Origin of the sequence: Oerskovia enterophila, assembly GCF_044748475.1 — a bacterium.
Classification (GTDB): Bacteria; Actinomycetota; Actinomycetes; order Actinomycetales; family Cellulomonadaceae; genus Oerskovia; species Oerskovia enterophila.
Genome location: NZ_JBIVFZ010000009.1, coordinates 1 through 25,538 on the forward strand (window position 1 = coordinate 1; position 25,538 = coordinate 25,538).

The window sequence follows — 25,538 nt, forward strand, 5'->3', positions numbered from 1 at the left end:
TCGCGGGGGGGGGCGGGGCGCCGGGCCCCGGTGCGCTGTGGGGGGTGGGCCCGCGGGGGGGGCGCAGGAGATCACCCGCGACCCCCGTGGGGGGGGGCGCGGGGGGGGGGGCCCCCCCCCCCCCACTTCTGACAACAAGGCTGGTCTGGAGATGGTGCTGCGCGTACCTGGGGCAGAGGGGGCCGGCAGGGCCGTCGGTGGCTCGGGCCGACCTTCGGCTCAGCGGCTCAGGCCGGCGACCACCGGCTCACCGGCTCAGCCCAGCACCGGCCAGGCCATGCCCACCGCGAACGCCGCGACCACGACGACGAGCGACGTCGCGAGCAGCGCGACGTCCCCGGCCCCGAACGTCAGGTGCGCGAGGCGGATGCGGCGACCGGCGTCGTCGCGCCGCTCGGTCGTGAACCCCTTGGTCTCGAGGGCTTCGACCGTGGTCCGCGTCCGCTTGGCCGTGTTGAGCATGAGCGGGTAGAACGACTCGACGACGATGAGCGAGACCCGCCGCGCGGTGCGCCAGCCGAGCAGGCCGTGCCGGGTCGCGCGCGGCCCGCGCAGGCGGTGCCCGTCGACGATCGTGTGGAACTCGTCGATCAGCAGCGGCAGCATCCGGTAGCCGTAGCTGACCCCGAACCCCAGCATCGCGGGGGCGCGCAGCGCCAGGAGCGCGTCCGAGAGCTTCTCGGGGTCGAGCGAGACGAACGCGGCCATGCTCACGAGCGAGACCGTGCCGAGCTTGAGCGTGATGACCGCGAGCCCCTGGATCGCGGTCGCGTCGCCCTGGAGAAACCAGACGAGCGCCAGCAGGTAGAGGCACTGTCCCGCGATCCCGAGCGCGAAGACCCCGAGCAGGAGCGGCCCGATCCTCGCCGCGAGCGCGGTGCCCGCCGCGATCACGAACAGGATCGCGAGCACCGTCAGGTCGTACGTGAACCACGGCGCGAGCCCGCACAGCGCGTACCAGAAGAGCACCGCGCGGGGGTCGCGCCGGGCGAGGAACCCGCCGCGCGTCGCGTAGGCGACGCGCATGAGCTCGAGCTTGATCCACTCGAGCGACAGGCGCTCGCTGTCGGCCCGGCGCAGTCGCGAGGGCCGCGAGTGCCCGTCACCCACCGGTGCGGGGGAGCCGCCGCGCGGGGCCGAGCGCGGGGGAACGTCCGCGGACAGCGCGGTCGAGACGCTGGTGGTGCTGCTCACGAGAGCCTCCCGTTGGTGCGTGCGGTCGAGTCGGCGGCCGTGGACCGCAGGGTCAACCGGGCCACGAGCTCGGGTACCGAGAGCGGCACGGGGGCCAGGCCGAGGGCAGCGCCGAGCTGGACGACCTGCGGGGGCACGAGCCGGGCCCGTCGCAGGAGGTCCTGCCGGGAGAACAGGGTCTGGGGGTCGGTGTCGGCGATGACCTGCCCCTGGTCGAGGACGATCACCCGGTCGGCCCACTCGGCGACCAGGTGCATGTCGTGGGTCGCGATCACGGTGCAGCGGATGTGCTCGGCGAGCGCCGCGAGCATGTCGATCACGTCGTCACGGCTGCGCAGGTCGAGGCTCGACGTGGGTTCGTCGAGCAGCAGCAGGCGGGGCCGCATCGCGAGCCCGACGGCGAGCGTCGCCCGCCGTTGCTGGCCGCCGGACAGCAGCCGCCCGTCACGGTCGGCGAGCGAGGTCAGGTCGACGCGGTCGAGGACCTCGGTCACGAGCGCTGCGGTCCCGGGCACGCGGCGTCCGGCCGGGTGCATCGCGACGTCGGCCCGGACGGAGTCCTTGAGGAACATCTCCTCGGGGCGCTGGCACAGGTAGCAGACCGTGTCGGCGAGCTCGGCGGCCGAGACGGTCCGGGTGTCGGTCCCGTCGACGCTCACGCTGCCGGCGTCCGGGACGTCGAGCCCCGACAGGAGCTTGAGGAGGGTCGACTTCCCGGCACCGTTCGATCCGACCAGGGCTACGCGCTCGCCCTCGTGCAGATCGAGGTCGAGCCCGTCGATCACGACCGACCGGGGTCCGGCGAGCGTGCGGTACGCCCGGGTGACCCGCTCGACGCGGGCGATGACCGAGCCGCGACGGGAGCCGGGCAGGGCTGGAGCCCTCATGTCGGCGGCCGGGCCCGGAACAGCGGTGGCGGGCCCGTCGGAGACGTGGCCGTCGGCCGTCCCGCCCCGGGCCGCGGCCGATCCGGCGGTCGACCCCGGAGCCGGCTCGGCGAGCCGTCGCTCCCGCAGCCATGCGATCGCCGCGGGGACCGTGGACGGCACGGGGCCGTGCGGCTCGAAGGCCCGCGCGACCGCGGTGACCTGGGGCACGGGGATGTTCGCGGCCTCGAGGTCCTCGGTCCGGGCCAGGGCCTCGGCCACGGGCAGGTGCCAGCGGGGGAGCCCGTCGGCCATGAGGACCACGGACCGGGCATAGCGGGCCACGAACTCGGCGTGGTGCTCGACCACGACGATCGTGATGCCGAGCTCCCGGTTGAGGCGCGACAGGTGCTCGTAGATCTCCTGGGCGCGGTGGGGGTCGACCTCGGCCACGGGCTCGTCGACCACGAGCACCGAGGGGGTCAGGGCGATCGCCCCCGCGATGGCCGTGAGGTGCTGCTGGCCGCCCGAGAGCTGCCACGTGAACCGGTCGGCCAGCGACGTGATGTCGAGGGTCTCGAGCGCGGTCGTGGTGCGTTCCTCCCAGTCGGTCAGACCGAAGTTCACGGGCGCGAACGAGACGTCGTCGCGCACCGTGGGGCGCACGAGCTGGTTCCCGAAGTCCTGGAAGACGTACCCGACGCTGTGCGAGAGCTCGGCGACCCCGACCTCGGCCGTGTCCTGGCCCAGGACGTGGACCGAGCCCGTGAGGTCCCCGGACCAGAAGTGCGGCACCAGGCCGTTGAACGTCTTGCACAGCGTGGTCTTGCCGGACCCGTTGCCGCCGACCACGGCGACGAAGTCGCCCGCCTCGATCCGCAGGTCGACCCCGCGCAGCGTGTCCACCTCGGCGCCCGGGTAGCGGAACGTGAGCCCGCGGACCTCGATCGCCATGGCCGGCGCGGGCATCAGGCCTCGCCCCGGTCCGCCGTCTGCTGCTGCGAGGGCGAGGTGAGCGGCGCACCGGCGTCGCGGCGCCGTCGGGCACGCAGGACCGCGACCAGCACGCACGCCCCGGCGACCGCCAGGGCGGCCACCGTGAGGGCCACCCAGAGGTAGGCGGTGCCGTACTCGTCGACGAAGTCGGGCTGGAAGGCGCCGAGCGTCATGATGCCGCCCTCGCGGCCCACGAACTCCTCCCACTGGGAGACCACGCCGATCGCCACGGCCCCGAGCAGGGCCAGGACTCCGATGAGCCAGAACGGGGTGCCGCGCGGACCGACGAGCCGCGGCGGGTTCTGGGGGTCGCGCGGACGCAGGCCCATGAGCGGCTCGATCTTCCCGTACAGGCGCGGCGCGAGCCACATGGCCGGCAGGGCGCCGAACAGGACACCCGTGATGAGCAGCGCCATGACGAGCTCGATCGACTCGGACACCAGCACGGCCTGGAAGAGCCCGTCCGACTCCTCGAGCGTCTCCGGGTCGATCCCGATCCCGACCTTGGCGAGGTCGATGAGGCCCGAGGAGATCTTGTCGATCGAGACCAGGGCGAGCGCCGCGGCGAAGAGCTGGCGGCGGTTGCGCGGGTCGCGCACGATGCAGCCCGCGACGTAGATGCCCAGCAGGAGCTGGAGGAAGCCCTCGAGCTCGCCGAGCCCGCCGAAGTCGCCCAGGAGCATGTCGGAGAAGACCATCTCGCCGAGCGGTGCACCGATCGCGACCCACAAGGGGCAGAACAGCGCGGCGAGGACCACGGGGATGAACGCGAAGTACGCGACCTCGAGCTCGAACGGGCCGACCTCGATGCTCGGCACGATCCCGGTGACGATGTCGGAGACCCCGAACAGCGTCATCGAGAGCACGAGGATCATGAGCTTCTGGGAGCTGCTGATGCCGTCCGGGTCGTGCAGGCGGCGGCGCAGCGCGCTCACGGGCGTGGTCGGCTTCCGGGGGGACGAGGTGGGCGGGGACTGACGGGCCGGGGCGGTCGAGCTCGCGGAGCCGTTCATGGTGTGCCTTCCTGGGGCGGTCGGTGGTGAGGAGCGGGTGGCGGTGGGAGAAGAAGAGCGCGGGGGTGCGGCGGTCAGCGGTCGTGCGGCAGGGGCGCTGCAGGCGCCACGGGAGAAGCGGGTGCCCAGAGCGCCAGGAGGTCCCCGACCTCGTCGATCACGTGGTCGGGCGTGAAGGCGCCGTCGGCCGAGTCGAGGGTCGCGTCGTTGCTCGACCCGCCCCGCACGAGCACGACGGTCCCGACGCCCGCGCCGCGCGCTGCCAGGACGTCGCGGTGAGGCTTGTCCCCGACGAACCAGGCGGCCCGGGGGTCGGCGTCGAGCGCGGTCAGGGCCGTGCGGGCCGTGACCGGGTCGGGCTTGCGGTAGCCGAGCTCGTCCGAGTAGACGTGCACGCCCACGAGGTGGTCGATCCCGAACGCCTCGAGCTCCTCGCGGACCGCGCGCCCGCAGACCGTGTTGGACACGATCGCGACGGGGACGCCGCCCGCTCGGGCGGCCTCGAGCACGTCGCGCACCCCTGGGCGCAGGGTCGCCACGCTCTTGGAGCGCGCGTACTCGAGCACGAGCGCGTGGGCCTCGGCGCGCAGCCAGTCCTCGATCCCGTCCCCGAGGTGGGCGAGGGCCGGGCCGACCAGGTCGACCCAGAACGTCGTCGCGTCGATCTCCTCGACGTCCTCGACGAGCCCGGCCGCACGACCGGCGGGTGCCCCCTCGTGCCGGTCCTTCCAGGCGCGGTGCCGCACGCGGGCACCGGCCACGGCGCCCGCGGCCTCCTCGGGCGAGAGGTCGTGTCCCGCGACCGCGAGCCGCTGCGAGAGGTGACGGGCGAACGCGAGGCGCGCTGCGTCGTCGGGCACCGAGGTCACGACGACGCCCCCGTGGTCCAGCAGGAGGGCCGACGGGCGTCCCGCGCTCACGGGCGCCTCGGGGCCCCCGAGCACCGCTGACGCGGAGACCGCGAGAGGCGTCGCAGGACGGTCCGCGGCACGCAGCAGGTCCCCGATGCCCTCGGGGGTGTCGAGCACGGCGTCCGCCGTGTCGGTCACGGGGTAGGGCGGGACGTCGCTGTGGTGGCGCGTGAGGATCACGGCCCCGACGCCGGCGCGGCGACCGGCGACCACGTCGCGGTCGAGCGTGTCGCCCACGTACCAGGTCCGCTCGGGCGTCGTGCGGAGCGCGCGGGCCGCCATCGCGATGATGCCGGGGTGGGGCTTGCGGAGGCCGACCTCGTCCGAGTAGACCTGCACGCCGAACGCCTCGTCGAGGCCGTGCGCGGCCAGGAGCGAGCGGTGCGCGCGGCCCGAGTGCGCGTTGGACACGATCCCCACCGGGACGCCGAGCTCGTCCGCGGTCGCGAGCAGCTCGGGGATCCCGGGGCGCACGGTGTGCTCGCTCAGGGTCGCGGTCAGGCGGGCCAGGAGCGTGCCCGCGCTGCCCGCGAGGACCTCGCGCGCGGCCAGGGGCAAGGGCGAGGCGAGGAAGTCGTGCCAGATGGTCCGGTGGTCCAGCTCGAGCGGCGCGAGGCGTCGGCTCGACGAGTTCTTCCAGTCCTTGAGCGCCTTGACGCCGCCGCGCAGCACGGGTTCGAGCGTCTCGGGGGAGAAGCGGTGGCCCGCGCGCCCGAGCACCTCGCTGAGGTGGGTCGCGAGCTCGCCATAGCCCTCGGGGCGCTTGGCCGTCTGGAAGATCACGCCGCCGAAGTCGAGGAGCAGCGCGTCGGGGCGCACGCCCAGGCCGGGCGGCGTGAGGCGGGGGGTGGCGCCGGGGAGCGGCGCGGGGCGGGTGAGGTCGGTCGTGGTCACAGTGGGACGGTAGGTACGGGAAGCGACGGCCCGGCGTCCGTCCGGTGTCCGGGAGGCGAACCACGCCCGAACTTCTGGAACGTTCCAGTTTCGGGCCGGCGAGAGGGGAGAATGGACCCGTGAACCCCCGCCCGACCCTCCTCGACGTCGCCGCCCACGCAGGCGTCTCCAAGTCGCTCGTCTCGCTCGCCCTGCGCGGCGACCCGGGCGTCAGCGAACGCACGCGCGAACGCATCCGGCGCGCGGCCGACGACCTCGGCTACCGCTCCAACGCCCTCGCGCGCAGCCTCAAGCAGGGTCGGACCATGCTCATCGGGGCCGTCCTGTCGAGTCTCGACAACCCGTACCACACCGAGATCGTGGCAGGGGTCGAGGAGGCTGCCGGCAGTGCGGGCTTCTCGGTGCTGCTCGTCCACGGGTCGCGCGACCGCGGGCACCTCGCGCGCCACCTCGACACCCTGCTGGGCCTCAACGTCGACGGGCTCGTCGTCATCAGCTCCTGGCTCGAGGAGGAGCACCTGCGTGCCGCGGCCCGCCGCGCGCCCGTCGTCATGGTCGGACGCCCGCTCGGCGCGGTCGACGGCGTCGACACCGTGACCAACGACGACGGCCGGGGCGCGGCGCTCGCGGTCGACCACCTCGTGGGCCTCGGACGCTCGCGGATCGCGCACGTGAGCGGGAGCGCCCGCCCGGCGGGCCTCGCGCGCCGGGTCGGGTACGAGGCGGCCATGCGCCGTCACGGCCTGGCCGAGGAGATCCGCGTCGTCGGCCCCGACGTGGCGGTCGCCGAACTCGTCGCGGACGGCTACGGGGGCGTGTTCGCGCGCAACGACGTCGAGGCGTTCGACCTCCTGGACCGCGCGCACGACCAGGGCCTGCGCGTGCCCGAGGAGCTCGCGGTCGTCGGGTACGACGACTCGGCGCTCGCCCGGCGGGCCCGCCCGCGCCTCACGAGCGTCCACCAGCCGCGCGGGCGCATGGGGGCGCTCGCGGTCGAGCTGCTGCTCGAACGGCTGGGCGGTCGCGGCGAGGACCGGCACGAGGTGCTCGCGCCGCGCCTCGTGGTGCGCGGGTCGACGGTCGGGCCGCCGCCGGCGTGAGGTGCCCGACGGCGGCGCGCACCGCCGGGGGCACCTCACCCGAGCCGCGCGCGTCCGGGCGGCAGACGTCGCCCGCGCGACTCAGCGGGCCGCGGCGTCCCAGGCGTCGACGAAGTCCTGTGCCGCGCGCCGTTCACCGCGGTCGTCGAGGTGCTCGTCGGCGAGCGGCTGACCTGCGACAAAGCTGAACCACAGCGAGCCCGACCTCACGGAGACGTCGGTACCGGGCGCGACGAGGGGGGCGACGGCGGTCGCGAGAGCTGCGCGGTCCCTCGTGGTCGCCTCGTCGATGTCGAGGACCAGTCGGTCGGCACCCGACTCGACCTCGTCCAGCAGGGGGTGCTCGGAGAACAGCGTGGCGACCTGGTCGACCGAGAGGAGCGTGGGTTCGCCCTGGTGGGCCATGACGTCGAACGACGGACCGGTGTACCCGGACTCGCCGCCCTCGTCGGCCCAGGTGCCGGGCGAGACGATGCGCACCGTGGTGCCCCCCGCGAGCGCGGTGAGCCCTCCGGCGACGCTCTGCGCGGTCTCGAGCGAGTCGACGGTCACGACGACCTCGTCCCCGTAGGCCTTGATCCACTCGATGCCGGGTCGGCCGTCGAGCGCGAGGACGATCAGGTCGGCCGTCGCGTCCGTCTCCTCGGACGCACCGAACCGCTCGACGTTCCCGCCGTCGACCCGGAGCCCCTCTGCGACCGACGGCGCGGCGGCCAGGGCGAGGTCGCGTGCCGCGAGGCGGTCGGCGTCGTGGGCGACGCGCACGCGCAGCCGGTCGGCCGAGATCTCGGCTCTCACCGGAGGGAACGCGGCCGAGATCGCGTAGAACGCGGCGAGGGACTCGACGGGGACCGTTCCGTCCTCCGAGACGACCTCGAGCGTGCCGGAGCTGTCCAGGACCGACAGCTCGACGTCCGGCAGCGCCGGGTACGGGCCGTCGGCGCGCAGGAGGTCCTCGAAGAGCATCGTGAACGAGACGCCGGGTGCCGCGGTGACCACGGTCTCGCGGGCCAGGAGCTGGACGGTCCCGACCTCGGGGGTGTCGACGAGCGTGTGGACGAGGGCGAGGTCCGCGTCGTTGGTCGCGGCCTTGTCCGCCACGGCGATCGACGAGCCGTCGAACTCGACGGTCGACACGACGCCCGAGTGGTCGTGCTGGTACTCGCCGACCAGGTGCACGATCTCGGCGACGCGCTCGCGCGAGGTCCCGGGCGCGATCTCGACCGTGGCCGTCGCGCTGCCCACGAACGGGAGGTCGTTGGTGCCGCCCGCGGAGGCCGCCGCGACGTCGGGGACGTCCTCGAAGTGGCGCTCGAAGGCGTCGGCCTTGGCGCTGCCCGCGTTGACCGCGCAGCCGCCGGCGACGAGAGCGAGGCACAGGGTCGTGACGAGGGCGCCCGCCCGTCGAGGTGTTCGTCGCACGAGGGCCCCTTGGTGAGCGTGGTTCGGACGTGGTCCGCCAGGTTAGCGGACGGCCGGACGAGGCCCCGACCTCGACATCTACGTGAAACGTGAAGTACCTAGTATCCTGCCGAGCGGTCCAACGGCGGGCCAGGTACAGGCCGGTCCCACCCGGCCCTGCGGAGGCGAACATGGTGCGAGGCGTTCCAGGACGCGTGGACAGGGCCGTCAACGGCACGGCGCTCAAGGTCGGCGGGATCGCGGGCGGGATCGTCGGCTACCTGTTCTTCGTCGAGTTCACGAGCGGCATCCTCCAGGGCTTCTACACCCCGCTCCTGACGGACATCGCCCGCCACCTGAACATCCACGACGCCGACGTCAACTGGTTCGAGGCGGCCCAGCTGCTGCTCTCGGCCATGGTCGTGCCGGTCTTCGCCAAGCTCGGCGACATCCACGGCTACCGCCGGATGCTGCTCGTCACGACGGCCCTGACGGCCGCGGCCTCGTGGGCCGTGGCGTTCTCCCCGACCTTCTGGGTGTTCCTCGTGGCGTGGTCCCTCCAGGGGTTCTACGTCGTGTGGCTGCCGCTCCAGGTCGCGCTCGTCTACGCGCGCTCGCGCGGCCGTGCGGACGGCCCGTCGCTGACCCGCCGGGCGACCGGCGTGATCGTGGCCGCGCTCCAGGCGGGCGCGATCGTCGGGGCGCTGGCCGGCGGGCAGGCCGGCGCGCTCGCCCAGGACCGGCTCTGGCTGGCCCTGAGCATCCCCGCCGCGGCCGTGACGGCCGTGTTCTTCGTGGTGTGGTTCCGTATCCCCGAGTCGCCCGAGAAGGGCGAGGGCACGCTCGACCGCGGCGGCGTGGTCCTGCTGAGCCTGACCCTGCTGCTCGTCAGCGCGGGGCTCACGTTCATGCGCACCAACGGCCTGGGCACCTGGTGGGCGTGGGCGCTCGTCGTGGTGGGGGTCGCGTCGCTGTGGCCACTGGGCCGCTACGAGCTGCGCCAGGCCGACCCGCTCGTCGACCTGCGGGTCCTTCGCCGCCCGACCATGTGGCCCATCATGGTCACCGCGGCCCTGTTCGGCGTCAGCATCCTGGGTGCCCAGGGCCCGCTGTCGACGTTCGCGCGCACCGACCCGGAGGTCTACGGCTACGGTCTGGGCGCGTCGTCCATGACGGTCTCGCTGCTCGTGGGCGGGTACGTGGTCTCGTGCCTGCTGGGGGCGCTCGCGTTCGCGCGCATCACCCGTCTGCTCACGCCCCGGCGCACGCTGATCCTCGCGGCGTCGCTCGTCGCGGTCGGCTATCTGCTCTTCCTGCCGTTCCACGAGACCACCGCGAACCTCCTGACGAACATGGTCGTCGCGGGGCTGGGCTCGGGGGCGCTCGTGGCGGCCCTGCCGGCGGCTGCCGCGGCCGCGGCACCGGTGGGGCGCACGGCCGTCGCGACGGGCCTGACGAACACGACCAAGACCATCGGCGGCACGTTCGCGTCGTGCGTGTTCGCGCTCGCCCTGATCTCGGGCACGCACGTGACGCTCGACGGGTCCGAGGCCACGGCCGGGTCGCTCAGCGGCTACATGATCGTCTGGACGATCTGCGGGGTCACGGCGGTCGTGGCGGCCGTGGTGCTCGCGTTCGTCCCGCGGCTCGCGTTCGCGGACGCCGAGGCCCAGCCCGTCGACCCCACCCAGCCCCTCACCCCCCAGCAAGCACCCGTCGTCGTCCAGGAGGCGCAGCAGTGAGCAGCAGGAGCACAGGACAGGGCCCGACGGCGGCACGCGCCGTCGCGGGCGCCCTCACCGCCGGGGTGGTCGCCCTGGTCGGCGCCGGGTTCGCCCGGGCCGCGCGGTTCACCCCGCAGGGCCAGGACGAGCGCACGGGCCGGTTCGCGGGCAGCGGTGCCCGCGCGACCCGACCCCAGGACGAGGGGGCGCGCGACGACCCGGCCAGCTACGCCGTCGGGACGGCCGAGCGCCTGAGCGCGCTCGTGCGCATCCCGTCCGTGTCCTCGCGCGTGCCCGGTGAGGAGGACCCCGCGGTCTTCGAGGCGTTCGTCGAACGGCTCGCCGAGCTCTACCCGCGCGTGCACGAGCGGCTCACGCTCGAGCGCGTCGCGGGCCACGGCCTGCTCTTCCGGTGGCGCGGCCGGCAGGGCGCGGCGCCGGCGGCCCCCGCGGTGCTCATGGCGCACTACGACGTCGTGCCCGTCGAGGCCGAGGACTGGTCGGGCGACCCGTTCTCCGGCGCGATCCGCGACGGCGCGGTGTGGGGGCGCGGCACGCTCGACGACAAGGGATCGCTCGTGGTGCTCCTGGAGGCGGTCGAGTCGCTGCTGGGCCAGCGCTTCACGCCCGACCGCGACGTCTACCTGTCGTTCGGGCACAACGAGGAGACCGCCGGGGACGCGGCGCGCGCGGCCGTGGCCGTGCTGCGCGAGCGCAAGATCAGCCCGTGGCTCGTGGTCGACGAGGGCGGGGCCGTGGTCGAGGGCGCGTTCCCGGGCGTGACCGCGCCCACGGCCGTCGTCGGCGTCGCGGAGAAGGGCATCCTCGACCTCGAGATCAGCACGCAGTCGCTCGGCGGGCACGCCTCGACGCCCGTGCGCGGCGGCGCCACGGCCCGGCTCGCACGCGCGATCACGCGCATCGACGCCCACCCGTTCCCTCCGCACCTGCCCGAGCCGACGCTCGAGATGATCGACACGCTCGGGCGCCACTCGCCGTTCGGGCTCCGGCTGCTGTTCGCGAGCGCCCGCCAGCTCCGCCCCGCGCTCGCGCGGGTCCTGGGGACCGTGAGCCCCGAGACCAACGCCATGGTCCGTACGACCGTCGCGATCACCCAGCTCCAGGGCAGCCCCGGGGCCAACGTGCTCGCGGCGTCCGCGAGGGCCAACGCGAACGTGCGGATCGCGACGGGCGAGACGGTCGCGTCGGTCGTCGAGCGCCTCCGCCGCGTGATCGACGACCCCACGGTCGAGCTGCGCGTGGTCTCGGGCGAGGACCCCTCGCCCGTGTCCCCGACCGACGGCGAGCAGTTCGCGCTGGTCCGCGGGTCGATCGGCGCCGCGTACCCGGACGCGGTCGTGACGCCCTACGTCATGCTCGGCGCCTCCGACTCGCGGCACTTCTGCGAGATCTCCGAGCACGTCTACCGGTTCAGCCCGTTCGCGATGACGCGCGAGCAGCGCGAGTCGATCCACGGCGTCGACGAGCACGTGACGATCGACGCGCTCGGGCGCGGGGTCGTGTTCTACCGGGCGCTGCTGCGCGGGCTGTGACGAGCTGAGGCTCGGGTCGGGCCGCCGGGCCGCCGGGGAGCGGCCCCGGCCCCCGCCCCGACCTCAGCGCCAGTGCTCGAGCAGCCTCGCCGTGGTCGCGGTGGCCCGGTCCAGGACCTGCTCGGTCCCGTCGGAGGCCGCGGACATGAGCGACGCGTCGACGAAGTGGCCCAGGAGGTCCACGTCGGTCACGTGCTCGTACCCGCTCGCGTCGAGGACGGTCCGCAGCGCGGCCAGGAGGCGCGGGCGCGAGGCGCGCATGATGGGTCGGAGCGCGGGGTCGCGCATCGCGGTCAGCATGGGGTCGAGCCGGACGTCGACGACCGAGTCGTCGACCGAGGGCGCGTAGAACGTCTCGATGAGCAGGCGGGCCGTCCTGGTCGTCGAGCGTTCGCGTCGGGGGAGCGAGTCGGCCCGCTCGGTGGCCGCAGCGCCCCGCAGGTCCTCGGCGGCCTCGACCGCAGCCGTCACGAGCGACGAGCTCGACGGGAAGTAGTACGAGGCCGACCCCTGCGGCACCCCGGCGGCCTTCGCGACGCGGCGGTGGGTCACCGCGGGGAACCCCTCGGCGATGAGCAGGCGGGCCGCGGCCTCGACCATGGCCCGCTGGCGGAGGTTGCTCCGGTCCTGAACGGGCGTGCGAGCCTCGGTGCGCCGTCGCAGCGGTGGCACGGGGGCGGGCGGGGGCGTGGGGGCACCCGAAGGGCGGTCCTCGCTGCTTCGGCCGTCGTCGGGCCGGTCGACCGGTCCCCGCTGCGTCGCACTCACCGGCCCATCCTAGGGAGAAAAGGCACATTCCGGCGCGGGAGCGGTGACGGAGCGTGGGCTCGGGGGCCGGGTCATCGCGGAGCCGGTGCGCGCCGGGCCGCTGTCGTGGGCGTCACCCCTGTGACCAGGGAGTTTCGGAGGACGGCCCCGAGCAAGGATGATGGACGCATGAGCAACTCGTTCCTGCGCCCGACGACGGCGCTCGCCGTGGTCGCGCTCCTCGCCCTGGGGGCGTGCTCGGGGGGCGGCGACGCCGACCCGGCCGAGCAGTCGCCGAAGCCCGTCGCGACCGAGTCCTCGACCGCCGAGGACAGCGCCGCCGTCGACGCGGCGACCGATGCCGCCTCGGCGGCAGACGCCGAGGCAGAGGCCGCCGCAGCCGCCGGCGGAGAGGCGGACCCGGCCGTCGACACGTCGTTCTGCGCCGAGACCGAGGCGGCCTGGGCCGCCGCCAACACGGCCCAGGTGTCGATGAGCGTCGAGCACCCTCGCACCCTGGTGACCGGCTTCGAGAACGCGCGCGTCGCGCTCACGAGCGTCGAACCGCCGGCGGAGATCGCGGGCGACTGGAAGACCGTCACGTCGTACGTCAGGACGGCGGCCGAGGCGCTGTCCAAGGCCGACATCGACTCCGCGAAGTCCATCGTCGGCGCGCTCGACGACGCGGGCAAGGACCTCGACACGGACGCCATGACGGCGGCCTCGGGACGCGTGACGACGTACCTGGACACGACCTGCACCGGGTGAATCCGATGGGGAGAAGTCCCCGCGAGGCGCAATCCTGTCGGCGATGCTCACAGGAATGCTCCAGGATGGTGTGCATGACCAACCGAAAGAACCTGACCAAGACCGTCGGCGGCCTCGCGACCGCCGTCCTGCTGACCTTCTCCCTCGCAGCCTGCAGCGGCGATGCCGACGTCAAGGCCTTCTGCGAGACCGGCGAGGGCTTCGAGGACTCGATGAACGATGTCGACGCGAGCGACCCCGCGGCCGCGGGCGAGGCGTTCGACAAGCTCGTCACGGAGCTCAAGGCCGCCAAGGCTCCCGAGGCCATCGCAGCCGACTGGACCACGCTGACCGAGGGCTTCGAGAACATGGGGGAGACGCTCACGGCGCTCTCCGAGCTCGACCCCACGGCCGACGACTACATGGAGAAGGCCACCGAGCTCTCCGACTCGCTCCAGTCGACCGACTTCCAGGCGGCCGCGGACAACGTCCAGAAGTGGACGACCGAGAACTGCAAGGCCTGACGTCCGGCCGTCCCGGAGGGGCGGGCCCGCAGCACGCGCTGCGGGCCCGCCCCTCCGTCGTCCTCCCGTGCGGCCGCGCGCTGCGCCTGGCCACCGGGGGAGGATAGGCGCATGTCCCTCGGTGAACCCACGATCGACCCACGCCTCCTGCCGCTCCTGCGCTCCGACCTCGAGGCGGCCGGCTACACGGTCGACGGCGTCGAGGACTTCCTCGGTCCGCTCGCCGCGGCAGCCCTGCACCGGGAGCAGGCCGTGCCCGCGCTGCGTGTCGCCCGGGCCGCGCTCGACGACCGGACGGGAGCGACGTCGTCGGGCCGGAAGGACCCGCGGGCCGTGCTCGCCGCGCTCTTCCTGCTGGGCCTCGAGGTCCGTCGTGCGGACCTCGACGCGGCCCTGCCCGGGGTGGGGGCCGACGGCGCGGCGCGCCTCGGCCTCGTGGCCGCGGCCGGCAACGGGCCCGACGACGGCGTGCGCGCCCTGGCGGACCTGCGCCCCTACGCCGCGGCCGACGCGGCGGGCCCGGTCACCTGGTGGCTGGCCTCGGACCTGGGCGAGCTCGCGACCGGGCGACGCCTCGCGGGCGATCACGTGCTCGGCGCGGGCGGGGCCTCGATCACGCTCGCGCAGGTGACCATGCGCACGCCCGTGGGACGGGTGCTCGACCTCGGGACGGGCTGCGGCATCCAGGCGCTGCACGCCTCGCGGCACGCGCAGTCGGTCGTCGCGACCGACATCTCCCGGCGTGCGTTGCGGTTCGCCGAGTTCAACGCGGCCCTCGACGGCGTGCGCCTGGACCTGCGCGAGGGCTCGATGCTCGACCCCGTCGCAGGCGAGGCGTTCGACCTCGTGGTCTCCAACCCGCCGTTCGTCATCACGCCCCGCGGTGTGCCGGGCGGGACGAGCAGCACCATTCCCGAGTACGAGTACCGCGACGGCGGCCGTGCGGGCGACGACCTGGTGCGCGACCTGATCGTGGGCGTCGGGGACGTGCTCGCGCCGGGCGGTGTCGCGCAGATGCTCGGCAACTGGGAGCACCGGCGGGGCGAGCCGTGGACCGAGCGCGTCGGGGCCTGGCTCGAGGAGGCCGGGCTCGACGGCTGGATCATCCAGCGCGAGGTCCTCGACCCGGCCGAGTACGCCGAGACGTGGATCCGCGACGGCGGCACGACCCCCGAGCGCGAGCCAGGGGCCTGGGCCGCGTCGTACGAGGCGTGGCTCGACGACTTCGCGACGCGCGACGTCGAGGCCGTGGGGTTCGGGATCGTGACGCTCCGCAAGCCCGCCGCGGGCCACGGCGTGAGCCTGCGCCGCCTCGAGGAGCACACAGGGTCGGTGCGCCAGCCGCTCGGCGGTCACCTCGCAGCCTCGCTCGCGGCCCACGACTGGCTCGAGGCCCGCGACGACGCCGCGCTCGCGTCGTCGCGGCTGTCCGTGGCGCCCGACGTGACCGAGGAGCGTTACCTGACGCCCGGCGCCGAGGACCCGAACGTCGTGATCGTCCGGCAAGGCGACGGCCTGGGCCGCGGGATCCAGGCGTCGACCGGGCTGGCGGCGCTCGTGGGGGCGAGCGACGGCGAGCTGACCGTGGGGCAGCTGATCGGGGCGATCGCGTCGCTGTTCGAGGTGCCGGCCGGGGAGCTCGCGGGCGAGCTGCTGCCTGCGGTGCGGGGACTCGTGCGGGACGGCTTCCTGGTGCCGTGAGGTCCGGGGCGTGGTCGGTGCCGTCCCGGTGCCGTGGGGGCGTGGGGTGCCGAGCACGAGGTTGCGGTCGTTGTCCGGACCTTGGTGATCGCAACCCCGTGGTCGACCGCGCGCAACCTCGTGCTCGTCGGTCGTGTGCCCCGAAAATCCTGCTGCGACCGGGACGCGACGTCCCTAGGTTGAGGCCATGACCTCTCGCATCCAGCACACGACGTTCGACGCCCGCGACGCCTACGCCCAGTCCGTCTGGTGGTGCGGGGTCCTCGGCTACGTCGAGGACCCCGACGACCCGAACCTGCCCGGCCACGAGGAGTGCATGATCTTCCCGCCGGCGGGCTCCGACGCCCCCGCGGAGAGCCGTGGACGGCTGCTCTTCATCGAGGTCCCCGAGGGCAAGGAGCTCAAGAACCGGCTCCACCTCGACCTCCGCCCCGTCGACGGGACCCGCGAGGAGGAGACCGCGAGGCTCCTCGGCCTGGGGGCCACGCAGCTCGCCGACCACCGACGCCCCGACGGCTCGGGATGGTTCACGCTCGCCGACCCCGAGGGGAACGAGTTCTGCATCCTGCGCAGCGACGCCGAGGTCGCGGCCCAGGGCGGCTGAGACCTCGCGGTCCGTCGCGGGTGTGCCACCTGGCAGCGCCGAGCACGAGGTTGTGGTCGCTATCCGGGCGAAAGCGACCACAACCTCGTGCTCGACCGCGCGGAACCTCGTGCTCGACCGTGGCTCGGTGCCGAGCGTGCAGTCGTCGTCATCCAGGCTCGCGATGCGCGGGAGCCGCACCGCCAGCAGTGAACATGGTCACCTGGACGGCAACCACATGTTCGACTCCGTTCCGACGTTCGACCCCGTCCCGAAACATGACGGGCCTATCCTCACGATCGTGCTGATCGCCATGGCTGGACTGCCCGGAACCGGTAAGAGCCGACTTGCGCGCCTGCTCGCGCGCGACCTGGGCGCGGTGATGCTCAGCGTCGACCCCGTCGAGGACGCGTTCCTGCGCGCAGGGGCGGTGCACGACGACGTCACGGGCCTGGGCGCGTACCTCGCTGTCGAGTCGGTCGCCCAGGAGAACCTGCTCCTGGGCAACGCGGTCATCGTCGACGCGGTCAACGACCACCCCGCAGCCCGGCAGCAGTGGATCGACCTCGCCGCGCGGACCGCGACCTGTCTCTGGTTCGTCGAGGTCTACCTCGCGGACGAGCGGCTGCACCGCGAGCGCCTCGTGGCCCGAGGCTCGCGCTACCCGGCGCTGCCCGAGCCCGGCTGGGACTCTCTCGCCGAGCGCGCCCGGGCGCTCGCGGACTGGTCCGGCCCGCGCCTGCGGCTCGACGCCTCGCTCGACGACGCGGAGCTGCTGGCGGCTGCGAAGGACTGGCTGGACGGTTGACGTCGGGCTCGAGGCTCTCGGCCGAGCATGCGTCGTCGTCAGGATCCCGCTCGGAACGGACGCCCGCCGCATGCTCGACGGACACCGACCACCTGCTCGGCACCGAGACGGGTGGACTTCGTCTCGTGCGCGCAGCACTCTCGTCCCATGAGACGAACGCGACCCGGTCCGACAGGCGAGCGGCACTGGAGGGGTGGCTTCTACGAGCTGGTCCTGCTGATGGATGGTGGCGACGAGGAGCGGCTCGGCGAAGGCGTCAAGGCGCTCGCAGCCGCCGCGGGACTCTCGGGGGCGACGATCGTCACGGCAGCGGGACCGGTCGCCCCGGACCTGACGACTCATGAGGGGCAGCGTCTGGCCGCCGTGGCACTGGCCCAGGGACGACAGCTGCGAGGCCGCGTGCTCCTTCCGGATGCCAGGGAGTCGGCCTGCGGAGTGCTGCTCCTGCGTGACGCCGAGGACGCGGTCGAGGCGCCCGGGGCCGAGCAGGTCGGAGCCGTCGCACGGGCCGGCCACTCGTTGGTCCTCTTCCTGCCGCTTGCCGGCCTGGCCTCGGCGGGCGTCGACGTCGGTGGTTTCCCGTTCGGCGACGAGTCCGGGGGCGAGTCTCTTGCGTGGCGGCGCCCCCTCGACGAGTGGCTGGCCCGGATCGGCCGGGTGGTGCACGCTTCCGTCCCGTTCCGTCGTGCTGTCATCGGGTTCGACGTCGCAGGCGACGACGAGCTGCCGGTCGTGACGGGACGGTCGGCACCCGCCCCACGCGACCGTGCGTTCCTGGTCCCCGAGCCCGACGGGCTGGTGTACGTCGCGGCTGATGTGTGACGAAGGACCCGAGCGGCTCTCGGCGCTCAGCCATGCGGTCGTCGTCAGGATCCCGCTCGGAACGGACGCCCGCCGCATGGTCGACGGACGCCCACCGCATGCTCGACCAGCGTCGCCTCGACCACATCGCGCAGCCGTCCCGTCCTCGACGACCAGGACGGAAATCCGGTCCTGGATCGGAGTCCTCGGGCGTTACGCTCCCGCCATGTCCCGCACCCTCTCGCTCGACGAGGCCCGCACGACCGGCGCCGTCGTCACGATCCACCGCCGCACCCTGGGCCCCGGCACCGACCTTCTGGACGGTGTGGTGCTCGCATCGGGGGTGTGGACGCTCGTCGGGTCGCTGGCGGACTGGGCTCACGCCGACGGCTACGAGGTGATCCGGACCGAGGACGTCACGAAGGTCCGCCGGTTGCGACGCGCGAACCAGCGCTTCGTCGAGCGCGCTGCTGCGGGGCTCGGTTCCTGGCCGCTCCTGCACCCGGACCTCGCCGTCGACCTCACGTCCGTCGAGGAGGTCGTGCGGTCGGTGGCCCGCACGAGCCGCCTGCTCGCCGTGCACTCCGAGGCAGAGTCTCCCGGCGAGTACTTCCCTGGAGCCGTGGGGATCCTGACGGACGAGGGCCTGGGGCTGCGGTTCATCGACACGGCTGGGCGCTGGGAAGCGGCTCCGAGGTGGTTCGGGCTCGGCGAGATTACCCGTGTCTCGTGGGGGTCGCGCTACCTCGGCGCGTTCGACCGGTTCGGCGAGCGCCCGCCGTTCGCGCCGTTCGTACCCTCCGACGGCTAGCGGCCCCAGGGAGCCGTCGGAGCAGCCGACCCGACGGGAGGGTCCGCCGGAGCCACCCGGTCGGCGTGCGCGGGCCGCGAGTCCTGCGTCTGCCGGGACCCGCCTCCGAACCCCAGCAGCACCCAGACGGGCCCGAGCACGACCCATGCGCCGAGCACGACGGCGACGCGCAGCGCCCACACCCACAGCGGGTCGCTCGGCCACTGAGCGGGAGCCATGAGCCCGGTCCCGGCGACGGTCGACATGGTCGCGATCACGCCGAGCGCGATCGCCGCGGCGACCGCTGCCTTGCCGAGCTCCTTCGTCTCGTGGACGAGCCCCGCGAGACCGTCCTTCGGCGGCTTGACGGGCTTCGGTCCACCACCGAGGTGGTACGCGGCGCGAGCGTCGGCCCACCGGACGATCGAGTGCCCGAACCCCACCGTGAACCCCAGGTAGACGGCCGCGAGCCCGTGCACGGCCTCGGGCGGCGACCCGCCCGCGACGTCCGCGATCGACACGCTCACGAGCAGCAGGTCGATCAGGGGCACGCTGACCAGCAGGATCGTGCTGAGCCGACGGCGGCGCAGCACGTAGCGGGCGATCAGCCCTGCGGCGAGCACGACCCAGAAGCCGATCTCGCACGCGAGGATCAGCAGGACGAGCGGGGTCTCCAGGAGGGTGCGCATGGTGTCCATGCTGGTCGGGACGCTGCCCGACGGCGTCGCCCACGTCGCCGATCTTCGCTCGCCGCGCGTACATCGTTCGAGGGAGGGACGGGGCCGGTGAGCACCGGGGGCGCTGGGTGGCCGTGCCGATCCCGGGATCGTGGGACCCGGCGCCTAGGATGCTCGGTGCGGCAGGTGGGGTGCACGGCACGTGCCGAGCGTGCGGCGGGACCGCGGGGGGACCCGCTCGGACGGGTTCGACCGGACCGGCGGGCGTCTGGGCACGGGCCCTCGGACCGGACCCGTGACCGGCGCCGGTCCATCGCACAGCACGACCGCAGCACGACCCAGCACGCAGCACGAACCACAGACACGCGAGAGGGCCTGAGTGCAGCACGACGACATCGACGCCCTGCGGCGCACCCCGGCCTGGCGCCTCCTGCGCTCGGACAACGCACCGCTCGCCCTGAGCTTCCTCGGCACGGTCTTCGTCGAGCAGAACGTCCGCTCGATCGGCGAGGCCGAGCTGGTCTCGCTCCTCGACGACGCGCTCTACGCGATCGACGGACCGGACCGGCCCGCCCGCGCGCAGTCCCGACCCGTCGCGGAGGGCGACGAGCCCGCCGCGGCGAGCGACGCCGTCGGGCCGGACGATGCCGGCGCACGCGATGCCCACGACCCTGGGGTGCCCGCGGACCACCCCAGCGAGGCCCGCCGCTACCCGCGCTCGCCCAAGGCCTACCTCGACCACTGGTCGGCGCCGGAGCAGGGCTGGCTGCGCAAGTTCTACCCGACGGGCTCGGAGGAGGCGCACTACGACGCGACCCCGGCCGTCGAGAAGGCCGTCGGGTGGGTCTCGGCGCTGCGCGAGCGCAGCTTCGTGGGCACCGAGTCGCGCCTCAACACGGTCTTCGAGCTGCTGCGCCAGCTCACGGTCGGCACCGAGTCCGACGCCGACGCGCGCCTGCGCGAGCTCGAGGCGCGGCGGGCGCGGATCGACGAGGAGATCGAGCGCGTGCGAGCGGGCCAGCTCTCGCTGCTCGACGCGGCCGCCCAGCGCGACCGCTACCAGCAGCTCACGGGCACGGCCGCAGACCTGCTCGCGGACTTCCGCGAGGTCGAGGCGAACTTCCGCACGCTCGACCGCGAGATGCGCGAGCGCATCACGGGCTGGGACGGCGCCAAGGGCGACCTGCTGGACGCGGTCGTCGGGAGCCGCTCGGCGATCGCCGACTCGGACCAGGGCCGTAGCTTCCACGCGTTCTACGACTTCCTCCTGGACCGCCAGCGTCAGGAGGAGTTCGCCGAGCTCGTCGAGAAGGTCCAGGCCCTGCCTGCTCTCGAGGAGCAGGTCGGGGACGACGACGAGGCGGCCCCCGGCATCACTGGCCGCGCGGCCGGGCGACGTCTGCGCCGCATCCACTACGACTGGCTCGACGCGGGCGAGCGCACGCAGTCGACCGTGCGCGTCCTGTCCGAGCAGCTGCGCCGGTTCCTCGACGACCAGGTGTGGCTCGAGAACCGTCGCGTGATCGACATCCTGCGCAGCATCGAGTCGCGCGCCCTCGCGCTGCGCGACGCCCCCGACCGGCTGCGCCTGGGGGCTGCGGACACCGGGCCGCTCGCGACGACCATGGACTCGACCTCGGTCGACGTGCACCTGCCGACCGAGCGCCCGCTCTACCGGCCCCAGCACCAGGAGCCCCTCGCGAGCGAGGGCGTGACCGCGGGCGTCGCGGACTTCGACGCGTCGGCCCTGTTCACGCAGGTCCACGTGGATCCCGAGCGCCTGAGCCGCACGGTCCGTGACGCGCTGCGCCGCCGGGGCCAGGTCTCGCTCGCGCAGCTCGTCGAGGAGAACCCGCTCGAGCAGGGCCTCGCGGAGCTCGTGACGTACCTGTCTCTCGACGACCCGCGCTTCGACGTGGTGCACGACCCGGCGCACACCGACGAGGTGCGGTGGGTCGTCGACGACCACGTGCCGGACCTGCCGGTGGCGAGCGGGGTCGAGGTCGCCGCGGTCGACGAGCGGCCCGCCGGCTCGCGCGTCCGGGTCGCGCGCGTGCCACGTGTGACCTTCGCCCGCACAGGGGCCAAGGACCTCGCGGGGGCCGTGGCACGGTCGCTCGCGCAGGACCCGCCCGCACCGACCATCCAGCCGTCTCCCCAGCCGTCTCCTCAGGAGGGAACCCCGTGAGCCAGCAGCCCGTCCGGACCGAACGCCCCGGGCAGACCGGCGGCCAGAGCCCCGAGCTGTCGCTCGTCGTGACCTCGCTCGTCAAGGGCGTGGTCTACCGCGAGGCCGGCACGCGCACGTGGCGCGACCTGCTCGCGCTCGAGGCGCAGGCGCGGGACTTCGTCGCGACGCTCGGCCTCGAGGTCGTGATCGACGAGTCCGAGGGGTACGCGTACCTGCGTGCGCAGCCCGAGGACGAGGGCGACGGCACGTTCATCCCGCGCCTCGTCGCGCGGCGCGAGCTGTCGTTCGACGTGAGCCTGCTGCTCGCGCTGCTGCGCAAGCGGCTCGCGCAGTTCGACTCCGAGGGCGGTGACACCCGCCTGGTCCTGACGCGCGACGAGATCGTGGACCTGGTCCGCGTGTTCCTGCCCGAGTCGAGCAACGAGGCCCGCGCGCGCGACCGCGTCGAGGCCAACGTGCGTCGCGTGGTCGAGCTGGGCTTCCTGCGCCCCGTGCCGGACACCCCGGACACGTACGAGGTGCGCCGCATCCTCAAGGCGTTCGTCGACGGCCAGTGGCTCGCGGACTTCGACGCGCGCCTCGCGGAGTACGCGGCCGAGCTCGCGTCGCGCGACGGGGGAGCGCTCCTGCCCGACGGCGGAGCTCCCGCGGGCGGACCGGCTGCGGCAGGCGCAAGCACCGGCAGCATCGCCGAGCAGACCGAGACCAGCCCGACCCACGAGGAGGCCTGATGGCCGAGGCACTGTTCAGCGCGGTCGAGCTGCACGACGCGGCAGCGGACCTGGACCAGCGGTCGGGCTACCGCCTCGACCGGCTCGAGGTCCTCAACTGGGGGACGTTCGACAAGTACGCGTGGAGCTTCGAGCTCGAGGGGCGCAACGCGCTCCTGACGGGGGACATCGGCTCGGGCAAGTCGACCATCGTCGACGCCATCACGACGCTCCTGCTCCCCGCGAACCGCATCAGCTACAACAAGGCGGCGGGCGCCGACACGCGCGAGCGCACGCTGCGCTCCTACGTGGCCGGGCACTACAAGTCCGAGCGCAACGAGGTCACGGGTGCCTCGCGGCACGTGGGCCTGCGCCGCGGCCACACCTACTCGGTCATCCTGGGCGAGTTCGCCAACCGCGGGTTCGACTCGCGCGCCGTGCTGGCGCAGGTGTTCTGGCTCAAGGACGGCGCGCAGGGGCAGCCCGAGCGCTTCTACGTCACGAGCACCTCGCCCATGACGATCGCCGACGACTTCGCGGGCTTCGACGGGGACATCAACGTCCTGCGCCGCCGCCTGCGCGAGTCCGGCGCGCAGATCCGCGACCACTTCCCGGAGTACGGGCGCGACTTCCGGCGCCTGCTGGGCATCGAGTCCGAGCAGGCCATGGAGCTGTTCCACCAGACGGTGTCCATGAAGTCGGTGGGCGACCTCAACGAGTTCGTGCGCGAGCACATGCTCGAACCGTTCGACGCGGCCCGCTGGACCGAGAAGCTCGTCGCGCACTTCGACGACCTCACGAGCGCGCACGACGCCGTGGTCAAGGCCCGTGCGCAGATCGACCAGCTCGCGCCCCTGCTGGCCGACGCCGACGCGTACGACGCGGTGGGGGAGCGGGCCCGCGGGCTCGTCGCCCAGCGCGAGGCGTTGCGCGGGTTCACCGCGGGCCGGCGCGTCGAGGCGCTCGACGCACGCATCGGAGAGCTCGAGGCGTCGATCACGGCACGCGCCGACGGCCTGGACCGCCTCAAGGAGGAGCTCGCGCTGCTCGACGCGGAGCGCCAGCGCCTCGAGGTCGAGCGGGCCGGGCACGGCGGCGACCGCCTCGCGCAGATCGAGGGCGAGGTCGCGCGCCGCGAGGTCGAGCGCGCCGAGCGTCGGGCCAAGGCCGACGAGTACGCGCGCTACCTGGCCGCGGCGGGCCTCGAGCCGGTCGCGTCGCGCGACGAGTTCGCGGCGCTGCGCGAGCGCACGGCCGCGCTGCAGTCGGACGCGCAGGACACCCTGGGGGAGATCGAGGGCCGCGCGGGGGAGGTCGCGGCCGAGCTGCGCGCGGTCGAGGCGGAGGCCCGCGAGATCAACGCCGAGCTCCGCTCGCTCGCCGACCGCGAGTCCAACCTGCCCCGCACGAGCCTGGACCTGCGCACCCGCCTGTGCTCCGACGTCGGGCTCACGGACGCCGACCTGCCCTTCGCGGGCGAGCTGCTCGGCGTGCGCGCCGAGCACGCCGAGTGGGAGGGCGCGGCCGAGCGTGTGCTGCGCGGCTTCGCGCTCTCGCTGCTCGTGCCCGCCCAGCACTACGACGCGGTCTCGGCCTGGATCAACGCGCAGGACCTGGGCACCCGGCTCGTCTACCACCGCGTGCCCGCGCCCGCCGCGGGCCGCACGCGGAAGGTGCGCGGCGGCGTCGGGACCCCGCCCGCGAGCCGCGAGGACGGGCCGCTGCTCGCTGACCTCCTCGAGGTCAAGGACGGCGACCTCGCCGCCTGGCTGGCCGACGAGCTCGAGCGTCGCGCGGACTACGTGTGCGCCGCGACGCTCGCCGACTTCCAGCGCGTGCCCCGCGCCGTGACGCGCGAGGGGCAGGTCAAGCACTCGGCCAGCCACCACGAGAAGGACGACCGGCGCTCCGTCCGCGACCGCAGCGGCTACGTGCTCGGCTGGAGCAACCAGGCCAAGATCGACGCGCTGCTCGAGCAGGCGACCGACGTCGCGGGGCGTCGCACGGCGCTCGAGGAGCGGCGTGACGAGGTCGGGCGCGAGAAGAGCGCCGCGATCTCGCGCTCGGGCGCGCTCAACCGGCTCGACGTGTTCCGCGAGTGGCGCGAGCTCGACTGGGAGGAGCCCGTCCGGGCCATCGCCGAGCTGCACGACGAGAAGCGGCGCATCGAGGGCGCGTCGACCGAGCTGAGCCGCATCGCCGACCAGCTCCGCGACCTGTCGCGCCGGGCCGCGGGACTCGCGAGCGACCGCGACGCGCTGCTCTCGGCCGCCGGGGCGGACCAGCACGCGCTGGCGACGGCACGCGACCAGCGGGAGCGCTCGGCCCGGGTGCTGGCCGAGCAGGGGCCCGCCGATGCGGGGCTGGCCGAGGAGCTCGCCGGGCTCTTCGACGCCGAGACCGCAGCACAGGCCAGCGAGCAGGCCGGCACGCAGGCCGGCTCGCGCAGCGACGTGGACCCCGACGCGGTCGAGGCCGCCCTGCGGACCCGGCTCACGGGCCAGGTCGAGGAGGCCCAGACCCGGCAGGGGCAGCTCGGCACGCGCATCGCCGCCCAGATGACGGCGTTCCGGGCCGCGTACCCGGTCGAGACCACGGAGCTCGACAACGACGTGCGCTCGGCGCCCGAGTACCGGGCGCTGCACGAGCGCCTCACGCGCGACGACCTGCCGCGCTTCGAGGGCGACTTCAAGACCTACCTGAACACCAACACGATCCGCGACATCGCGGGCTTCCACGCCGAGCTGTCCAAGCAGGCCGACCTCATCCGCGAGCGCGTCGAGATCATCAACGACTCGCTGCGCGCGATCGACTACAACCCCGGCCGGTACATCCGCCTCGAGATGGCGCCCACGCCCAACACCGAGGTGCGCGAGTTCCGGGCGGACCTGCGGGCGTGCACCGACGGGGTCCTGGGGCTCGACCTCGAGGGGAGGCGCGACGAGGACACGGGCGAGGAGACCGTCGCGTACTACTCGGAGGAGCGGTTCCTGCGGGTCAAGGCGATCGTCGAGCGGTTCCGTGGGCGCGAGGGCCAGGCCGAGGCCGACGAGGCGTGGAAGCGTCGCGTGACCGACGTGCGGAGCTGGTTCGTGCTCTCGGCGTCCGAGCGGTCGCGCGAGGACGACGTCGAGCACGAGCACTACTCCGACTCGGGCGGAAAGTCCGGTGGCCAGAAGGAGAAGCTCGCCTACACGATCCTCGCGGCCTCGCTCGCGTACCAGTTCAAGCTCGACTGGGGCGCGGTGCGGTCCAAGGCGTTCCGCTTCGTCGTGATCGACGAGGCGTTCGGTCGCGGGTCGGACGAGTCGACGCGGTTCGCGCTCGAGCTCTTCAAGAGCCTGGGCCTCCAGCTGCTCATCGTGACGCCGCTGCAGAAGATCCACGTGATCGAGCCGTACATCTCGGCCGTGGGGTACGTCGACAACCCGACGGGCCGCAACTCGCGGCTGCGGACGCTGACGATCGAGGAGTACCAGGCCGAGAAGGAGGCGCACGCGGCGCTCTGAGCCGTTCGCTCGGGTGCCGAGCACGAGGTTGCGGTCGCTGTCGGATGGATGACGACCGCAACCTCGTGCTCGACCGCGCAGAACCCCGTGCTCGGCGG

General features: G+C 73.8%; 20 protein-coding genes. 13 read left to right on the forward strand and 7 right to left on the reverse strand.

The window, feature by feature from the left end; genetic code table 11:
- Positions 1-255 precede the first annotated feature (255 nt).
- The 4 genes from ACIPWA_RS20150 to ACIPWA_RS20165 all read right to left on the reverse strand — a co-directional run bounded on the left by ACIPWA_RS20150 (position 256) and on the right by ACIPWA_RS20165 (position 5,874).
- Complete coding sequence (locus ACIPWA_RS20150; RefSeq protein WP_400292403.1) at positions 256-1,194, reverse strand: energy-coupling factor transporter transmembrane component T family protein; 939 nt, start codon at positions 1,192-1,194, stop codon at positions 256-258.
- Complete coding sequence (locus ACIPWA_RS20155) at positions 1,191-3,029, reverse strand: ABC transporter ATP-binding protein (protein WP_400292406.1); 1,839 nt, start codon at positions 3,027-3,029, stop codon at positions 1,191-1,193. Before ACIPWA_RS20155 ends, ACIPWA_RS20150 begins: the two co-directional genes overlap by 4 nt.
- The gene (locus ACIPWA_RS20160; protein WP_400292407.1) at positions 3,029-4,069 is read right to left on the reverse strand and encodes a DUF8171 family membrane protein; all 1,041 of its coding nucleotides are present in this window, start codon (positions 4,067-4,069) and stop codon (positions 3,029-3,031) included. The genes ACIPWA_RS20155 and ACIPWA_RS20160 overlap by 1 nt, the downstream gene beginning before the upstream one ends.
- 74 nt (positions 4,070-4,143) lie before the next feature.
- Positions 4,144-5,874, reverse strand: a complete 1,731-nt coding sequence (locus ACIPWA_RS20165; protein ID WP_400292409.1) for an HAD family hydrolase — start codon at positions 5,872-5,874, stop codon at positions 4,144-4,146.
- Between the two features lie 119 nt (positions 5,875-5,993).
- Here ACIPWA_RS20165 and ACIPWA_RS20170 point away from each other — a divergent pair, with 119 nt between their 5' ends.
- Positions 5,994-6,974: a LacI family DNA-binding transcriptional regulator gene (locus tag ACIPWA_RS20170; protein ID WP_400292411.1), complete on the forward strand. Its 981-nt coding sequence runs from the start codon at positions 5,994-5,996 to the stop codon at positions 6,972-6,974.
- A gap of 81 nt (positions 6,975-7,055) precedes the next feature.
- Here the strand turns inward: ACIPWA_RS20170 and ACIPWA_RS20175 are convergent, their stop codons facing one another.
- Positions 7,056-8,396 (reverse strand): hypothetical protein, encoded by a 1,341-nt coding sequence (locus ACIPWA_RS20175; RefSeq protein ID WP_400292413.1) that lies wholly within the window; start codon positions 8,394-8,396, stop codon positions 7,056-7,058.
- Between the two features lie 194 nt (positions 8,397-8,590).
- Between ACIPWA_RS20175 and ACIPWA_RS20180 the strand changes: the two genes are divergently transcribed.
- Both ACIPWA_RS20180 and ACIPWA_RS20185 read left to right on the forward strand, forming a co-directional pair.
- A complete protein-coding gene (locus ACIPWA_RS20180; protein ID WP_400292415.1) occupies positions 8,591-10,117 on the forward strand; it encodes an MFS transporter in 1,527 nt (508 codons plus the stop codon).
- Positions 10,114-11,652, forward strand: a complete 1,539-nt coding sequence (locus ACIPWA_RS20185) for a M20/M25/M40 family metallo-hydrolase (RefSeq protein ID WP_400292417.1) — start codon at positions 10,114-10,116, stop codon at positions 11,650-11,652. The genes ACIPWA_RS20180 and ACIPWA_RS20185 overlap by 4 nt, the downstream gene beginning before the upstream one ends.
- A 63-nt stretch (positions 11,653-11,715) precedes the next feature.
- On the opposite strand, the gene ACIPWA_RS20190 is transcribed toward ACIPWA_RS20185, so the two are convergent.
- The gene (locus ACIPWA_RS20190; protein WP_400292419.1) at positions 11,716-12,420 is read right to left on the reverse strand and encodes a TetR/AcrR family transcriptional regulator; all 705 of its coding nucleotides are present in this window, start codon (positions 12,418-12,420) and stop codon (positions 11,716-11,718) included.
- 168 nt (positions 12,421-12,588) lie between these two features.
- Here ACIPWA_RS20190 and ACIPWA_RS20195 point away from each other — a divergent pair, with 168 nt between their 5' ends.
- The 7 genes from ACIPWA_RS20195 to ACIPWA_RS20225 all read left to right on the forward strand — a co-directional run bounded on the left by ACIPWA_RS20195 (position 12,589) and on the right by ACIPWA_RS20225 (position 18,374).
- Complete coding sequence (locus ACIPWA_RS20195; RefSeq protein ID WP_400292421.1) at positions 12,589-13,167, forward strand: hypothetical protein; 579 nt, start codon at positions 12,589-12,591, stop codon at positions 13,165-13,167.
- A 74-nt stretch (positions 13,168-13,241) separates the two neighbouring features.
- The gene (locus ACIPWA_RS20200) at positions 13,242-13,670 is read left to right on the forward strand and encodes a hypothetical protein (protein ID WP_400292422.1); all 429 of its coding nucleotides are present in this window, start codon (positions 13,242-13,244) and stop codon (positions 13,668-13,670) included.
- Between the two features lie 111 nt (positions 13,671-13,781).
- On the forward strand, positions 13,782-15,371 hold the full coding sequence (locus ACIPWA_RS20205) for a DUF7059 domain-containing protein (RefSeq protein ID WP_400292424.1): 1,590 nt from the start codon (positions 13,782-13,784) through the stop codon (positions 15,369-15,371).
- A gap of 187 nt (positions 15,372-15,558) precedes the next feature.
- On the forward strand, positions 15,559-15,975 hold the full coding sequence (locus ACIPWA_RS20210; protein ID WP_400292425.1) for a VOC family protein: 417 nt from the start codon (positions 15,559-15,561) through the stop codon (positions 15,973-15,975).
- Between the two features lie 280 nt (positions 15,976-16,255).
- On the forward strand, positions 16,256-16,762 hold the full coding sequence (locus ACIPWA_RS20215) for a P-loop nucleotide/nucleoside kinase family protein (protein WP_400292427.1): 507 nt from the start codon (positions 16,256-16,258) through the stop codon (positions 16,760-16,762).
- 147 nt (positions 16,763-16,909) lie between these two features.
- Positions 16,910-17,584 (forward strand): hypothetical protein, encoded by a 675-nt coding sequence (locus ACIPWA_RS20220; protein ID WP_400292429.1) that lies wholly within the window; start codon positions 16,910-16,912, stop codon positions 17,582-17,584.
- A gap of 205 nt (positions 17,585-17,789) precedes the next feature.
- The gene (locus tag ACIPWA_RS20225; RefSeq protein ID WP_400292430.1) at positions 17,790-18,374 is read left to right on the forward strand and encodes a hypothetical protein; all 585 of its coding nucleotides are present in this window, start codon (positions 17,790-17,792) and stop codon (positions 18,372-18,374) included.
- On the opposite strand, the gene ACIPWA_RS20230 is transcribed toward ACIPWA_RS20225, so the two are convergent.
- Positions 18,371-19,042, reverse strand: coding sequence for a hypothetical protein (locus tag ACIPWA_RS20230; RefSeq protein ID WP_400292431.1), 672 nt, complete (start codon positions 19,040-19,042; stop codon positions 18,371-18,373). The two genes, ACIPWA_RS20225 and ACIPWA_RS20230, sit on opposite strands and share 4 nt — an antisense overlap.
- 367 nt (positions 19,043-19,409) lie before the next feature.
- Between ACIPWA_RS20230 and ACIPWA_RS20235 the strand changes: the two genes are divergently transcribed.
- Genes ACIPWA_RS20235 through ACIPWA_RS20245 form a run of 3 tightly spaced genes read left to right on the forward strand, consistent with a single transcriptional unit; the run spans position 19,410 to position 25,440 of the window.
- A complete protein-coding gene (locus ACIPWA_RS20235) occupies positions 19,410-21,218 on the forward strand; it encodes a DUF3375 domain-containing protein (protein ID WP_400292433.1) in 1,809 nt (602 codons plus the stop codon).
- Positions 21,215-21,952, forward strand: a complete 738-nt coding sequence (locus ACIPWA_RS20240) for a DUF4194 domain-containing protein (protein ID WP_400292434.1) — start codon at positions 21,215-21,217, stop codon at positions 21,950-21,952. Before ACIPWA_RS20235 ends, ACIPWA_RS20240 begins: the two co-directional genes overlap by 4 nt.
- On the forward strand, positions 21,952-25,440 hold the full coding sequence (locus ACIPWA_RS20245) for an ATP-binding protein (RefSeq protein ID WP_400292435.1): 3,489 nt from the start codon (positions 21,952-21,954) through the stop codon (positions 25,438-25,440). Before ACIPWA_RS20240 ends, ACIPWA_RS20245 begins: the two co-directional genes overlap by 1 nt.
- Positions 25,441-25,538 lie beyond the last annotated feature (98 nt).